Raw genomic sequence first — 14188 nt, 5'->3', positions numbered from 1 at the left:
TCCGCCTTTCGATCGTAGCCGACCGGCTCAGCCGAGATGCGGATAGTCCGACAGTGTGAGCCGGAAGCCGTGCGCATTGGCGACGAGCTCAGCCTGCGCGCCGAACGGCAGCGTCAGCAGATCGGGCACGTGACCGAACTGCAGCCCGGTGATGACCGGAATGCCGACCACCGAGCGCACCTGGTCGATCATCGCCTGCATGTCGTAGCCGTTGTCGTATTCGAACGGCCGCGCGCCCGTGAACTGGCCGAGCACGAGCGCCTGCTGGCGCGCGAGCACACCCGACAGGTGCAGCTGGTAGATCATCCGTTCGATCCGGAACGGCTGCTCGTTGACGTCCTCGACGAACAGGATGCCGCCCTCGATGTCGGGCATGTACGGCGTGCCGATCAGCGACGTGAGAATCGCCAGATTGCCGCCCCACAGCGTGCCCGTCACGTTCGCGGTCTGGACCTGCGGCGCATCGGCGACGATCGTCGTGCTCGGCTGCGACAGCGTCCGCCAGAAGTGCTGCATCGTGAAGTTGCTCGGTGTTTCCGCACCGAAGTCGGCGGAGAGCATCGGCCCGCCGAAAGTCTTGATGCGCGCCTTCGCATACAGCGCGAGCTGGATCGCGGTGAAGTCGCTGTGACCCACGAGCGCGATCGGCTGGTCGCGCAGACGTCGTTCGAGCCCGCGATAGTCGAGCCCGTGCAGGATGCGCGCGGCGCCGTAGCCGCCGCGCACCGCGAGCGCGATGTCCGGCAGCGCGCGCTCCGGGTCCGCGAGGCGGTTCAGGTCGCCGGCCCGCTCGCCGTCGGTGCCGCCGAATCGCTGGAAGCGGCGCTGCGTCGCCTCGATGTTCTCGATGCGATGTTGCGCGCCGCTCAGGCGCTCGAGCGCGCGATTGATCGCGTCGGGGTCGTGCGGATAACCGGACGGCGCCAGCAGGCGGATGGTGTAGGACGCAGCGGGCTGGAGGGACATGGCGAAAGGTATCGGGATCGTCAAACCTGCTTAGAGGGTCCGAACCGTCTCCGGTTCACGCAACGGTGCTGCCCGCCCCGCTTCAGGCGACGGGCGCGGCGGCTTACGGTGCGCCGGATTCGGTGTCGCGGGCGAGCCTTGCTTCACGCAGCGCGCGACGGCGCTCCGCGAAGAACGACTTCAGCGCGGCGCCGCACTCGTCGGCGAGCACGCCGCCCGTCACGACGGTATGGTGGTTCAGTTGCGGATTCGCGAACGCGTCGATCACGCTGCCGCATGCGCCCGTTTTCGGATCCGCGGCGCCATAGACGACTCGCGCGATGCGCGCATGCATGATCGCGCCCGCGCACATCAGGCACGGCTCGAGCGTCACGTACAGTTCGCAGCCGGGCATCCGGTAATTCTGCAGATGCTGCGCGGCCATGCGCAGCGCGGCCATTTCCGCGTGGGCGGACGGGTCGTGCCCGCCGATCGGATGGTTGAAGCCGCGTGCGATCACCTCGTCGCCGCGCACGAGCACCGCGCCGACCGGCACTTCGCCGGCCGCGCGCGCCTCTTCGGCCGCCGCCTGCGCGAGCCGCATGAAATGCAGGTCGCGGGCGGACACGGGCGCAGCTTCGGGAACGGCAGAATCGCAAGCGGCAGCCGATCCGGCTGCCGCGTCGTGCAGCGCGTCGGCGCTCACATCGGCCCCGCTTCGGCCGGCACGTCGTCGAGCCCGCGCTCGCACAGACGTTCCGCGATGCGTCGGCAATAGTCGCGCGGCATCACCATCGGGCCGCCGCGCAACGATTCGAGCGCCATGTCGAGCGCGAGGATCTTCGCCTGCAGCCGGCAGCGCGCGGCACGATCGCTGACCGCCTGCAGTTCATCCTGCAGATTGCGCAGCGCGCGCAGTTGCTCGACGGCCGGCGGCACGAAGCCCGCATTCTTCAGAATGCGGTTGGCCACCCGGACCTCCTCCGGTACGAGCAGGTCGTCATCCAGCGCCTGCGGCGCGCCGGTACCCGGCAAATCGTCGAACTCGCCCCGCGCGGCAGCGGCGGCAATGCGTTGTTCGACCAGTGCATCAAGCAATCTCATCAGTCAATCGGAACAAATGCGGCAGCCGAATTCTAGCAGGGTGACGTGCGTATGACAGGCCCTTCGAAGGTATGCTCGATATTGTGTTTTAGGGGCCGAATCGCTGCGCATGCGTGCCGATCACCGCGACTTCCCGCTGTGCTGCGCCGCAGCAGGCTCCGCGCGATTTTCGCGGCATTTTGCGCAGGCAAGCTCCGCTCCGGATTTGAATTTCGCCCGGCTGGACCGCGCTCGTCCTCCGGCCGAAATCGCGGTTTCGCGACTGCCCGGTCACGCGGCGAGCGCTTGCGACCGGGTCTTCGGAAACGGCCGGAACATCATCGCGACGAGGAACGCCCCGATGCCGATCGCGAACGATCCGAGGTACAGCCAGCCGTAACCGCCCAGTGCGTCGACGATCAACCCGCCCGCCACCGGCCCCGCCGCCATCCCGAGACTGCCGGCCATCGCGCAGCCGCCGATTACGGTGCCCATCATCCGCAGCGGGAAGTTTTCGCGTGCGAGCACCGCATAGAGCGGCATCACGCCCGCATAGATGAAGCCGAACAGCGTCGCGACCGCGTAGAACCCGTCGAGCGTGCGCACGAAGTAGTAGCCCAGCGCGCCGAGCGCCTGCGCGAGCAGCCCGGCCACCAGCATGCGCTTCGCGCCGAGGCGGTCGCCCAGCAGTCCGAACGCGATGCGCCCGCCCATGCCGGCAAGCCCTTCGACGCTGTAGATCGACACCGCGACGATCAACGGAATCCCGCACGTCACCGCGTAGCTGACCGTATGGAAAATCGGGCCGGAGTGCGTCGCGCAGCAGAAGAAGTTAGTCAGCAACAACACGATGAACTGCGGCGAACGCAGCGCGCCGCCGACCGACAGCGGCGCGGGCCCGCCGGCCGGCGCCGGCCCCGCAGGCGGCGCGTCGAGCGCAGGCGCGCGGCGCACGAGCAGCGACGCCGGAATCATCACGGCGGCCGCGAGCGCGGCAATCAACAACATCGACGTACGCCAGCCGTGCCCCGACACGAGCCATGCCGCGAGCGGCGACATCGTCATCGGCGCCATGCCCATGCCGGCCGACACCAGCGACACCGCGAGGCTGCGGTGCGTGTCGAACCAGCCCGTCACGCACGCCATCATCGGCGCGAACACCGCGGCCGTCGCGCTGCCGACGGCCAGCCCGAAAATCAGCTGGAACGCGAGCAGCGACGGCGCGCGACTCGCAAGCGCCAGGCTCGCCGACAGCAGGACGGCGCCCGACACGACCACCGCACGCGTGCCGATCCGGTCCGACAGGCTACCCCAGCCGATGCTCGCGAAGGCCATCGCGATGAAGCCGAGCGTCATCGCGGCGGAAATGCCGGTCATCGACCAGCCGGTGTCCCGTGCGATGGCCCGCAGGAACACCGGCAGCGAAAACATCGCGCCGATCGCGATGCAGCCCATCAGGCCGCCCGCGGCGACGATCACCCAGCGATAGCGCGAATCACGCATCTGGCACCTCCTTTCTCTCTGTCGGTCAGGCATTGATTGATGAGGAACCGGATTGCGGACGTCATCGCAAATCCGGTCGGCATCGATACGACGAACGAGACGCGGGCAAATCGACATGCGCGGTCCGTGCGGACGCGAATGTCCGATTGTCGACCCATTCGAGCGGGTGACAAGGGGGCAGATCCGATCCGCGTCCGGCCGCCCCGCTTTCCCGGAATCGGAAAGTCGAAATCAGAAATAGTTGGTTCGGGCAGGCACGCGCGCTCACTACACTCCAATCCTCTTGTCATGACAAGTTGACCCATGAACCCATCCAACGTCGTGCCGCTGTCGGCGGCACCGCTCTATGTGCAGATCAAGGACACGCTGCGCGCACGTATCCTCGACGGTTCGTACGCGCCGCACAGCCGGATGCCGTCCGAGCACGAACTCTGCGCGATGTTCGACGTGAGCCGCATCACGGTGCGCCAGGCGCTCGGCGACCTGCAGAAGGAAGGCCTGCTGTTCAGGCTGCACGGCAAGGGCACGTTCGTGTCGAAACCGAAGGCGTTCCAGAACGTGACATCGCTGCAGGGCTTCGCCGAGGCGATGTCGTCGATGGGTTACGAGATCGTCAACCAGTTGCGCAGCTTTCGCACCGTGAATGCCGACCGCCATCTCGCGACGAAACTGAACGTGCGGGAAGGCGCGCCGCTCGTCGAGATCCACCGCGTGCGGCTGCTGAACCGCGAGCCGGTGTCGCTCGAGCAGACGTGGGTGCCCGAGGCGCTCGGCAAGCGGCTCGCGGGCGCCGATCTCGCGACCCGCGACATCTTCCTGATACTGGAAAACGACTGCGGCGTGCCGCTCGGCCACGCCGACGTGTCGATCGACGCGATCCTCGCCGACGATGAAATCGTCGATGCATTGCGCGTCGAGGAAAGCAGCCCCGTGCTGCGGATCGAACGGCTCACGCACGACGCGTCAGGCATGCCGGTCGACTACGAACACCTGTACTTCCGCGGCGACGCTTTCCAGTACCGGCTGCGCATCGATCGGCAGAAGACACATCAACCCGTAAGGAATCCCCAATGAACACTCATATACTCGAATACGACATCGTCGTGGTCGGCGGCGGCACGGCCGGCCCGATGGCGGCGATCAAGGCGAAGGAACGCGATCCGTCGCTGCGCGTGCTGCTGCTGGAGAAGGCCAACGTGAAGCGCAGCGGCGCGATCTCGATGGGCATGGACGGCCTGAACAACGCGGTGATTCCCGGCCACGCGACGCCCGAGCAGTACACGCGCGAGATCACGATCGCCAACGACGGGATCGTCGATCAGGAAGCCGTGTACGCGTATGCGGCGCACAGCTTCGCGACGATCGAGCAGCTCGATCGCTGGGGCGTGAAGTTCGAAAAGGACGGCACCGGCGACTACGCGGTGAAGAAGGTTCACCACATGGGTTCGTACGTGTTGCCGATGCCGGAAGGACACGACATCAAGAAGGTGCTGTACCGGCAGTTGAAGCGCGCGCGCATCGCGATCACCAACCGGATCGTCGCAACGCGGGTGCTGACCGACGCGCACGGCCGCGCGAGCGGCGTGCTCGGCTTCGACTGCCGCACGGCCGATTTTCACGTGATCCGCGCGAAGGCCGTGATCCTGTGCTGCGGCGCGGCCGGCCGTCTCGGGCTGCCGGCATCCGGCTACCTGATGGGCACGTACGAGAACCCGACCAATGCGGGCGACGGCTATGCGATGGCGTACCACGCAGGCGCCGCGCTCGCCAACCTCGAATGCTTCCAGATCAATCCGCTGATCAAGGACTACAACGGCCCGGCCTGCGCGTACGTGACGGGCCCGCTCGGCGGCTTCACCGCGAACGGCAAGGGCGAGCGCTTCATCGAATGCGACTACTGGAGCGGCCAGATGATGTGGGAGTTCCATCAGGAACTGCAAAGCGGCAACGGCCCGGTGTTCCTGAAGCTCGATCATCTCGCGGAAGAAACCATCCAGACGATCGAGCAGATCCTGCACACGAACGAGCGGCCGAGCCGCGGCCGCTTCCATGCGGGCCGAGGCACCGACTACCGGCACCAGATGGTCGAGATGCACATCTCCGAGATCGGCTTGTGCAGCGGCCACAGTGCGTCCGGCGTGTACGTGAATGCCCGCGCGGAAACGACGGTGCCGGGGCTCTACGCAGCAGGCGACATGGCGGCCGTGCCTCACAACTACATGCTCGGCGCGTTTACCTACGGCTGGTTCGCCGGGCAGAACGCGGCGGACGACGTGGCCGGCCGCGATCACGCGCCGGTGGACGACGAACAGGTCGCGGCCGAACGCGCCCGCGTGCTCGCACCGCTCACGCGCGAACGCGGCCTCGCGCCGGCACAGGTGGAATACAAGCTGCGCCGCATGGTGAACGATTATCTGCAACCGCCGAAGGTCACGCGCAAGATGGAAATCGGTCTCCAGCGTTTTGACGGAATTATTGAGGATACCGAAGAACTTAAGGCGCACAACCCGCACGAGCTGATGCGAGCGGCGGAGGTGCGCGCGATTCGCGACTGCGCCGAAATGGCCGCGCGTGCGTCGCTGTTCCGTACCGAGAGCCGTTGGGGACTGTACCACCACCGCGTCGATTTTCCGCATCGCAACGACGACGAATGGTTCTGCCATACCTGGCTGCGCAAGGATGCCGACGGCACGATGCGCAGCGAGAAACGGCCGGTCGAGCCTTACATCGTGCCGCTCGCCGACGACGAGCGCAGCGCCTACGCGCACCTGCGCATCCGCGAACCGGCCGCCGTCGCGGCCGCCCTCTGACTCCGAGGAGCCTTACCGTGCCCCATACCCCGCACGACATCTTCCTGCGCAGCAGCGCGCCCGTGACGATCGACGAGGACCGCTGCATCGCCGACAAGGGCTGCACCGTCTGCGTCGACGTGTGCCCGCTCGACCTGCTCGCGATCGACGTGACCAAAGGCAAGGCGTACATGCAGTTCGACGAATGCTGGTACTGCATGCCGTGCGAGCGCGACTGCCCGACCGGCGCAGTGAAGGTCGACATCCCGTACCTGCTGCGCTGACCGGTGCGTCGCTTCCCGCCTTGCGGACTCACGACACATGAAAACCGACCAACGACCGCTGCGCCGGTTTGCCGTTTGCCGCGTCGCTCGCGCCGGCTGCGCCCCGTCGCGCGTGCGCGTCGCCGGCGTTCGCGTGCCGCGCTCGCGGCCGCGTATCTGCGACAGCAACATCGAACCTGCGTTCATCGACATCGAGCGTCGCTGCCTCACACACTTGCGCGATGCCAGCCTGATCGCACGTCACCTTTCTGCTGCGAGTTTTTACCCATGACCGCTTCTTCCCCTGCCTTCCCGCCGCCGGGCGCGCACGATCCCGGCCTCGCTTCGCTCATCGCGCGCGTGGCCGCGCCTGACCCATCAGTGCGCCGCATTGCGCTGCTCGAGCTCGACGATCTCGAGGATCCCGGCCTCGTGCCGATCTTCGTCACCGCGCTGCACGCCGATCCGTCCGCCGATGTGCGCCGCGAAGCCGCACGCGTGCTCGCCGCGTGGGAACAGCCAGATGTCGTCGATGCGCTATGCCGTGCACTGCTCGACGCCGACGCCGAGGTGCGTGCCACGGCCGCGCAAAGCCTGTCCGAACTGAAGGATGTCGGGTCCGGCGCCGTGCTGTGCCGCTGGGCCGAACGCGCCGAGCCATTCGTGTGCGGCGCGGCGCTGCGCGGCTTGCGCGAACTGCGCGACCCAAGGGCGTTCGCACCGGCGCTGCGCGCACTCGACGCCCCGACGCCGGCCGTGCGCGCGGAGGCCGTCGCCGTGCTCGGCTGGCTCAAGGACGTGCGCGCGCTGGCGCCGCTCGCACACATCGCGACGAACGATACACATGCGGACGTACGACGCGTCGCGGTGGGCGCGATCGGATTCGCGGCGCCGGACGAAACGTCCGTCGTCACCGCATTGCTCGCGGCATTGCGCGACACCGAATGGCAGGTGCGCGAGGAAGCGACCGCGACGCTCGGCAAGCTACGGGTCGCGACCGCGCGCGCACCGCTCGTCGCCGCACTCGACGACGACTACTGGCAGGTTCGCTTGCGCGCCGTGCGTGCGCTCGGGCAGTTGCGCGACGCCGCCGCAGCTCCGGCCGTGGCCCCGCTGCTGTCGCATCCGATCAGCAACCTCCGGAAGGAGGCGGCGCTCGCGCTCGGCGAATTGCGCGACCCCGCGACGCTGCCCGTGCTGCACGATGCGCTGAACGATCGCGATCCCGAAGTACGCAAGGCCGTGCGGATCGCCATTGCGCAGATCGAAGCAGACGCTCGATGATTGCGCCGACCGAAATCCTCGTCGACCATGCGGCGCAGGTATTGACGCTGCGCTGGCCGGACGGCGACATGCAGCGAATCGGCTATGTGCGATTGCGCAGCGCCTGCCCATGCGCGGCGTGCCGGAAGATCCGGCTCGATGGCGGCCGGGTCGCCGCGCCGCCGGGCGTGAAGCTGGACGGCGTGGAGGCCGCCGGTTACGGCATCCGCCTGCTGTTCGGCGACGGTCACGCGCGCGGGATCTACCCGTGGCCGTATGTGGCCGAACTCGGACGCGACGACACCGATGTCCGCGTCGCGTCACTCGCCGTGCCGGTCTCACGACAGCGCTCGAACTGACCGGCCACACGTCACCGCTGCGTGCCGGGCCCGCCGCGATCGGCGTCGTGCCGAGCGGGCAGGATGTGCTGCTCGTGCGGCTCTCGAACGCAGCATCGGGATACGCCGGGGAACGAGCATCCATCATCGGTAATCCGGCAAATCTTCGCGTGGCACAGAAAAAACGCCCGGCAGGTTTCCCTGCCGGGCGTTCGCATCATCCGATGCGTCGATCTGCTGGCGAGGCAGGCCTCGCCGCGTCCGTTATTCCCACTCGATCGTCGCCGGCGGCTTGCCCGAGATGTCGTACACGACGCGGTTGATCCCGCGCACCTCGTTGATGATCCGGTTCGATGCACGGCCGAGCAGCGCGTACGGCAGATGTGCCCAGTGCGCGGTCATGAAGTCGGTCGTCTGCACCGCGCGCAGCGACGTCACGTAGTCGTACGTGCGGCCGTCGCCCATCACGCCGACGGACTTCACCGGCAGGAACACCGCGAACGCCTGGCTCGTCAGGTCGTACCAGGTCTTGCCGACGTCGGCCTCGCCGCACAGCCCCGCTGCCGCGTCCTGCGCGGTGGCGGTCGTGCCGCGCAGTTCCTCGATGAAGATCGCATCCGCGCGACGCAGCAAGTCCGCGTATTCGCGCTTCACTTCGCCGAGGATCCGCACGCCGAGGCCCGGGCCCGGGAACGGATGACGGTACACCATTTCCGGCGGCAGGCCGAGCGCGACGCCCAGTTCGCGCACTTCGTCCTTGAACAGGTCGCGCAGCGGCTCGAGCAGCTTCAGACCGAGCGTTTCCGGCAGGCCGCCGACGTTGTGGTGGCTCTTGATCGTCGTCGCCTTCTTCGTCTTCGTGCCGCCGGACTCGACCACGTCCGGATAGATCGTGCCCTGGGCCAGCCACTTCGCCTTCGACAACTTCTTCGCCTCGGCCTGGAACACCTCGACGAACTCGCGGCCGATAATCTTGCGCTTCTGCTCCGGATCGGTCACGCCGGCCAGATGGCCGAGGAACTGCTCGGACGCGTCGACGTGCACGACCTTCGCATGCAGGCGGCCCTCGAACATGTCGAGCACCATCTTGCCTTCGTTCAGGCGCAGCAGGCCGTGATCGACGAACACGCAGGTGAGCTGGTCGCCGATCGCGCGATGGATCAGCGCGGCCGCGACGCTCGAATCGACACCGCCCGACAGGCCGAGAATCACTTCCTCGTCACCCACCTGCTCGCGGATCTTCGCGACGGCTTCCTCGATGTGGTTCTTCATGATCCAGTCGGCCTTCGCGCCGGCGATCTGCAGCACGAAGCGCTCGATGATCTGGCGGCCCTTCAGCGTGTGCGTGACTTCCGGGTGGAACTGCACCGCGTAATAGCCGCGCGCCTCGTCGGCCATGCCGGCGATCGGGCAGCTCGGCGTCGACGCCATCAGCGAGAAGCCCGGCGGCAGCTCGGCAACCTTGTCGCCGTGGCTCATCCAGACCTTCAGCATCCCGTGGCCTTCGGCCGTCTGGAAATCCTCGATGCCGTCGAGCAGGCGCGTATGGCCATGCGCGCGCATTTCCGCGTAGCCGAATTCGCGATGGTCGCTCCACTCGACCTTGCCGCCGAGCTGCACGGCCATCGTCTGCATGCCGTAGCAGATGCCGAGCACGGGCACACCGAGATCCCAGACGGCCTGCGGCGCGCGCAGCTGGTGATCTTCGTACGTGCTCGCATGGCTGCCCGACAGGATCACTGCCTTCGGCGCGAACTCGCGGACGAAGTCGTCGGACACGTCGTTCGGATGGATTTCGCAGTAGACGTGCGCTTCGCGCACGCGGCGCGCGATCAGTTGGGTGACTTGCGAACCGAAGTCGAGAATCAGGATTTTGTCGTGCATGGCTGCGGACAGGATGAAGAGAATAAGAAAAGCAGCGCACGAAGCGCTGCGTCAATAGCATGGACAACGGCGTCGGGCGGCGGGCGGCTCGCGCGACGCACCGCCGGTCAATCCTGCGACGGCGGGCGGGCGTCGAACGCGACGCTGCCTGACACTCGGTCGGATGCGGCCGGCGTGGCTGCCGACGACGGCGCCGCCGGACGGCCGACGACCGGCTCGACCCGCTGCTGCGCGGCGGCGGCCGGCGCCGGCGCCGGCGGACGCTGCGCGTCGCGAGCCTCGAGCGCCTGCGCCTTCTCGCGCCGCCGCACCGCCGACGCGAGGCGTACGCCGCCGACACCGAGCACGATCAGCGCGACACCGGCCATCGCCGACAGCACGCGGCCGGCAGCCGCGAGCGCGGGACCGTTGCCGGTGCCGAGCGACCACACCACCGCCAATGCGCCGATCAGCCAGTTCACGTGGCCGACCGCACGCGCGACGGGCGCCGTGAGATCGCCGTTGACCGCTGCATGAAACGCGAGCCACGCGAGGCCGAGCAGCGCGATGCCGAACGCCTGACCGAGCATCGCCGGCTGGATGTTCGCCAGCTGCAGCGCGTTGAACAGCGCCTGCCAGGGCGTCAGCACGAACAGCACGCCGAACGCCAGCAGCAGCACCGCATCGACGATCAGCACGGCTCGCAGCAACGGTTTCATCGCCGATCAGTCCACGTGGTAGTTCGGTGCTTCCTTCGTGATCTGCACGTCGTGCACGTGCGACTCGCGCATGCCCGCCGCGGTGATCTGGACGAATTCGGCCTTCTCGTGCAGCTCGTCGATCGTGCGGCAGCCGCAGTAGCCCATGCTCGCGCGCACGCCGCCGACCAGCTGGAACAGGATCGCGTTGACCGAACCCTTGTACGCGACGCGGCCTTCGATGCCTTCCGGCACGAGCTTGTCGATATTCGCGGAGTTGTCCTGGAAGTAGCGGTCTGCCGCGCCGTCCTTCATCGCGCCGACCGAACCCATGCCGCGGTACGACTTGTACTGGCGGCCCTGGTACAGGAACACGTCGCCCGGCGCCTCTTCGGTGCCCGCGAACATGCTGCCCATCATCACCGCGTTCGCGCCGGCCGCGAGGGCCTTCGACACGTCGCCCGAGAAACGCACGCCGCCGTCGGCGATGCACGGCACGCCGGTGCCCTTCAGCGCTTCCGCGACGTTCGCGATCGCGCTGATCTGCGGCACGCCGACGCCCGCGACGATCCGCGTCGTGCAGATCGAGCCCGGGCCGATGCCGACCTTGACCGCATCCGCGCCGTATTCGACGAGCGCCTTCGCGGCGGCTGCCGTCGCGATGTTGCCGCCGATCACCTCGACGTGCGGGAAGTTCTGCTTAACCCAGCGCACGCGCTCGAGCACGCCCTTGCTGTGGCCGTGCGCGGTATCGACGACGATCACGTCGACGCCGGCCTGCACCAGCAGCTCGACGCGCTCTTCGTTGTCCGGGCCGACGCCGACCGCCGCGCCCGCGCGCAGCTTGCCGTGTTCGTCCTTGCACGCATCCGGGTGTTCGGTCTGCTTGGTGATGTCCTTGACGGTCATCAGGCCGCGCAGTTCGAACGCGTCGTTGACGACCAGCACGCGCTCGAGGCGGTGGCTGTGCATCAGCGCCTTCGCCTCGGCGAGCGGCGTGCCTTCCTTGACCGTGACGAGACGCTCGCGCGGCGTCATGATCGACTTGACCGGCTCGTCGAGACGCGTCTCGAAACGCAGGTCGCGGTTCGTGACGATGCCGACGAGTTGCGGGCCTTCCACGACCGGGAAGCCCGAGATGCCATGCTGACGCGACAGCGCGATCACGTCGCGCACCTTCATCTGCGGCGGGACCGTGATCGGGTCACGCACGACGCCGGATTCGAAACGCTTGACCTTCGCGACCTCGCGGGCCTGCTCGGCCGGCGTGAGGTTCTTGTGGACGATACCCACACCACCCTGCTGCGCCATCGCGATCGCGAGGCGACCTTCGGTGACCGTGTCCATCGCGGCGGACACGAGCGGCATGTTCAGGGAGATGTTGCGGGTCAGCTTGGTTTTCAGGCTGGTGTCGCGCGGGAGAACGTCGGAGAAGGCGGGAACGAGGAGCACATCATCGAAAGTGAGTGCTTTTTGGATCAGACGCATGGCAAATCCTATGGGCGCAAAAGCGAATTATACGCGAAGCGCTGCGAATTTTCACAACACGAACAACGGGTTAGGCGTTTTCAAGCGGCCGGGGGCCGAATCGTTCGGATCGTCGTTCGGTTCGTTTTCGATCGCCTTTCGTTTCACCTCCGCATCGACCCATTCGCGCAGCCGGCCGGAATCGGCCAAACGGCGCGTCCCGGCCGCACGATGCCGGACCTGCCGGCGAGGCCTCGGCCTGCCCTCCGGAAACGCGCGGCCTGCCGCCAACGCGCTAGACCAGCCCGGCCGCGGCGCACACGATCATCGCCGCGCCGGCGCCGACCGCGAGGCCGCCGACGATCCGCGCGACGCGTTCGCCGGCCGGCGCCAGCCGCTCGGCGGCGATCGCCACGGTCACGGCGGCCATCACGCGCAGATCCATCATGCCGGCCGCCAGCGCAACGGCCATCAGGTTCCCGCAGCAAGCGCCGCAATGGAGCGCGGTCCGCACGCCGCACCGCCACGCGATCGCGGCCGCGGCGCCCGGCCGCCGCTCGCATGCATCGTCCGATGCATGCCGGCAACCAGCGAGCCGGCGCGCCTTCCAGCCGGAAAACTGCAGCATGCCCGCGCCGAGCACGACCGCGCCGGCCGCGAACGGCATTGCGGCGGCAAGCGCGGGCAGCCGCACGGCCACCGCCGCCAATGCGGTACCGCCCGGAAACACCAGCGCGCCGAGCGCCATCCACACCGTGAAATACCCGGCGCTCACGAGCGCGACCAACCATGCCGCGCGCGCGGCGCCCACCGGGCCGAGGCACTGCCGGTATCGCCAGAGCACCGGTGCCAGGACCGGCAGCATCATCGTCACTGTCATCGCGCCCCACATGCGAGCGAACGCGGCGAACGCGCGCCCTGCCCGCCATCCGCACGGCGCGAGCCATCCGGCCGACAGCGTCCAGCCGCCCGGCATCGGCATGCCGCCCATCGCATCCATCGATGCGTGCTGCACGAGCGTCGCCCAGATGGCGGCACCCAATACCGCGACGAGCGCGGCGCCGAATAGCCGCCGGCCATCGCCCGCATTGCCGCGCGCAGCCGGTTTCGTCGCAGCGTTCATGGTCCGCGCCCGCCGCGTGCCGGCCGGCGTTCAACCGCGCGCGTATTCGTCATGGCGGCGCCACCACACGCCCGTCTCGTTGCGCCCGAGCGGCGCGCGATCGAGCCACTGATACATCCCCCACAGCCCGTCGAGCCCGCGTGCGTACGTCGAATACGTGTGATAGACCACGCCGTCCTCGCGCACGAACGCGCTCATCCCCGGCCGGTCGCGGGCGTACGTGGCCGCGTCGGTGCCGCAGGTCGCCGCGAACTGCGCGACGGCCGCCGGCGGCGGGTCCATGTCCATCGCGTGACCGGCGCGCGCATAGTTGTATTCGACGTCGCCGGTGCGTTGCTGCGTTTCGGTGAACGACACGTTGAAGTCGAAATTGAACTCGCCGCCGTCCGACGACGCCCACGGAAAATGCCAGCCCATCCGCTGCCGGTACGCGAGCAGCTTCGCGAGCGGCGCGCGCGACACCGCCATGAGCGTCACGTCGTGGTTCGCCAGATGGATCGCAAAGCCGTCGAAACCGTCGGCAAGCGCCGAGCACGACGGGCAGCCGGCCTTGTAGTCGGGGCCGAACATGAAGTGATAGACGAGCAGTTGCGAGCGGCCGCCGAACAGGTCGTCGAGCGTCGCGGGACCGTCCTCGGTGTCGAACCGGTAAGCCTTGTCGACCCGCACCCACGGCAGTGCCTGACGCCGCCGCGCGAGTTCGTCGCTCTGCCGCGTCAACGTCTTTTCCGCATCGAGCAGCGCGCGCCGCGCGGTCAGCCATTCGGCGCGCGTGCCGGTGAGATGGCTCGTCATTGCAGGTTCCTCCTTTCGATGGATATCGGGACACGGCGCGTCTGCCATGTGCGTGGTG

16 protein-coding genes are annotated in these 14188 nt (G+C 68.0%); 6 read left to right on the top strand and 10 right to left on the bottom strand.

Annotation, left to right across the window (positions count from 1 at the left end; genetic code table 11):
• Window positions 1-27: 27 nt before the first annotated feature.
• From ldcA to HW466_RS14065, 4 genes are all read right to left on the bottom strand, one after another.
• The gene (gene ldcA / locus HW466_RS14080; RefSeq protein WP_174905741.1) at window positions 28-966 is read right to left on the bottom strand and encodes a muramoyltetrapeptide carboxypeptidase; all 939 of its coding nucleotides are present in this window, start codon (window positions 964-966) and stop codon (window positions 28-30) included.
• A gap of 103 nt (window positions 967-1069) precedes the next feature.
• Window positions 1070-1651, bottom strand: coding sequence for a tRNA adenosine(34) deaminase TadA (gene tadA / locus HW466_RS14075; RefSeq protein ID WP_059503245.1), 582 nt, complete (start codon window positions 1649-1651; stop codon window positions 1070-1072).
• Window positions 1648-2049 (bottom strand): DnaJ family domain-containing protein, encoded by a 402-nt coding sequence (locus HW466_RS14070; protein WP_057925390.1) that lies wholly within the window; start codon window positions 2047-2049, stop codon window positions 1648-1650. The genes tadA and HW466_RS14070 overlap by 4 nt, the downstream gene beginning before the upstream one ends.
• A gap of 270 nt (window positions 2050-2319) precedes the next feature.
• Window positions 2320-3531 carry an MFS transporter gene (locus HW466_RS14065; protein WP_174905742.1) on the bottom strand — a complete coding sequence of 404 codons (1212 nt, stop codon included), beginning with the start codon at window positions 3529-3531 and terminating at the stop codon, window positions 2320-2322.
• A gap of 303 nt (window positions 3532-3834) precedes the next feature.
• On the opposite strand from HW466_RS14065, the gene HW466_RS14060 reads away from it, so the two are divergent.
• The 6 genes from HW466_RS14060 to HW466_RS14035 are packed head-to-tail and all read left to right on the top strand — an operon-like array spanning window position 3835 to window position 8205.
• Entirely contained in the window at window positions 3835-4605 is a 771-nt protein-coding gene (locus HW466_RS14060; protein WP_059503248.1) for a GntR family transcriptional regulator, read from the top strand.
• On the top strand, window positions 4602-6341 hold the full coding sequence (locus HW466_RS14055) for a fumarate reductase/succinate dehydrogenase flavoprotein subunit (protein WP_151006433.1): 1740 nt from the start codon (window positions 4602-4604) through the stop codon (window positions 6339-6341). The genes HW466_RS14060 and HW466_RS14055 overlap by 4 nt, the downstream gene beginning before the upstream one ends.
• A 17-nt stretch (window positions 6342-6358) precedes the next feature.
• Entirely contained in the window at window positions 6359-6604 is a 246-nt protein-coding gene (locus HW466_RS14050) for a 4Fe-4S dicluster domain-containing protein (RefSeq protein WP_006755644.1), read from the top strand.
• Between the two features lie 37 nt (window positions 6605-6641).
• A complete protein-coding gene (locus tag HW466_RS14045; protein WP_174905743.1) occupies window positions 6642-6875 on the top strand; it encodes a hypothetical protein in 234 nt (77 codons plus the stop codon).
• A complete protein-coding gene (locus HW466_RS14040; RefSeq protein WP_174905744.1) occupies window positions 6872-7867 on the top strand; it encodes a HEAT repeat domain-containing protein in 996 nt (331 codons plus the stop codon). The genes HW466_RS14045 and HW466_RS14040 overlap by 4 nt, the downstream gene beginning before the upstream one ends.
• On the top strand, window positions 7864-8205 hold the full coding sequence (locus HW466_RS14035; protein ID WP_151006638.1) for a gamma-butyrobetaine hydroxylase-like domain-containing protein: 342 nt from the start codon (window positions 7864-7866) through the stop codon (window positions 8203-8205). Before HW466_RS14040 ends, HW466_RS14035 begins: the two co-directional genes overlap by 4 nt.
• Before the next feature lie 243 nt (window positions 8206-8448).
• On the opposite strand, the gene guaA is transcribed toward HW466_RS14035, so the two are convergent.
• From guaA to HW466_RS14005, 6 genes are all read right to left on the bottom strand, one after another.
• On the bottom strand, window positions 8449-10068 hold the full coding sequence (gene guaA, locus HW466_RS14030; protein ID WP_059449999.1) for a glutamine-hydrolyzing GMP synthase: 1620 nt from the start codon (window positions 10066-10068) through the stop codon (window positions 8449-8451).
• A 107-nt stretch (window positions 10069-10175) separates the two neighbouring features.
• Window positions 10176-10766 (bottom strand): hypothetical protein, encoded by a 591-nt coding sequence (locus HW466_RS14025; RefSeq protein WP_176316085.1) that lies wholly within the window; start codon window positions 10764-10766, stop codon window positions 10176-10178.
• A 6-nt stretch (window positions 10767-10772) separates the two neighbouring features.
• Window positions 10773-12233: an IMP dehydrogenase gene (guaB, locus tag HW466_RS14020; protein WP_034207642.1), complete on the bottom strand. Its 1461-nt coding sequence runs from the start codon at window positions 12231-12233 to the stop codon at window positions 10773-10775.
• 51 nt (window positions 12234-12284) lie between these two features.
• On the bottom strand, window positions 12285-12422 hold the full coding sequence (locus HW466_RS14015) for a hypothetical protein (RefSeq protein WP_170296757.1): 138 nt from the start codon (window positions 12420-12422) through the stop codon (window positions 12285-12287).
• Between the two features lie 85 nt (window positions 12423-12507).
• A complete protein-coding gene (locus tag HW466_RS14010; protein WP_174905921.1) occupies window positions 12508-13335 on the bottom strand; it encodes a DUF2182 domain-containing protein in 828 nt (275 codons plus the stop codon).
• Between the two features lie 30 nt (window positions 13336-13365).
• Window positions 13366-14130 carry a DUF899 domain-containing protein gene (locus HW466_RS14005; RefSeq protein WP_174905920.1) on the bottom strand — a complete coding sequence of 255 codons (765 nt, stop codon included), beginning with the start codon at window positions 14128-14130 and terminating at the stop codon, window positions 13366-13368.
• Between the last annotated feature and the right edge of the window lie 58 nt (window positions 14131-14188).

The organism is Burkholderia territorii (assembly GCF_902833055.1).
In the GTDB taxonomy this organism is placed as follows: Bacteria; Pseudomonadota; Gammaproteobacteria; order Burkholderiales; family Burkholderiaceae; genus Burkholderia; species Burkholderia territorii.
This window is presented reverse-complemented; position numbering and strand designations above follow the sequence as displayed.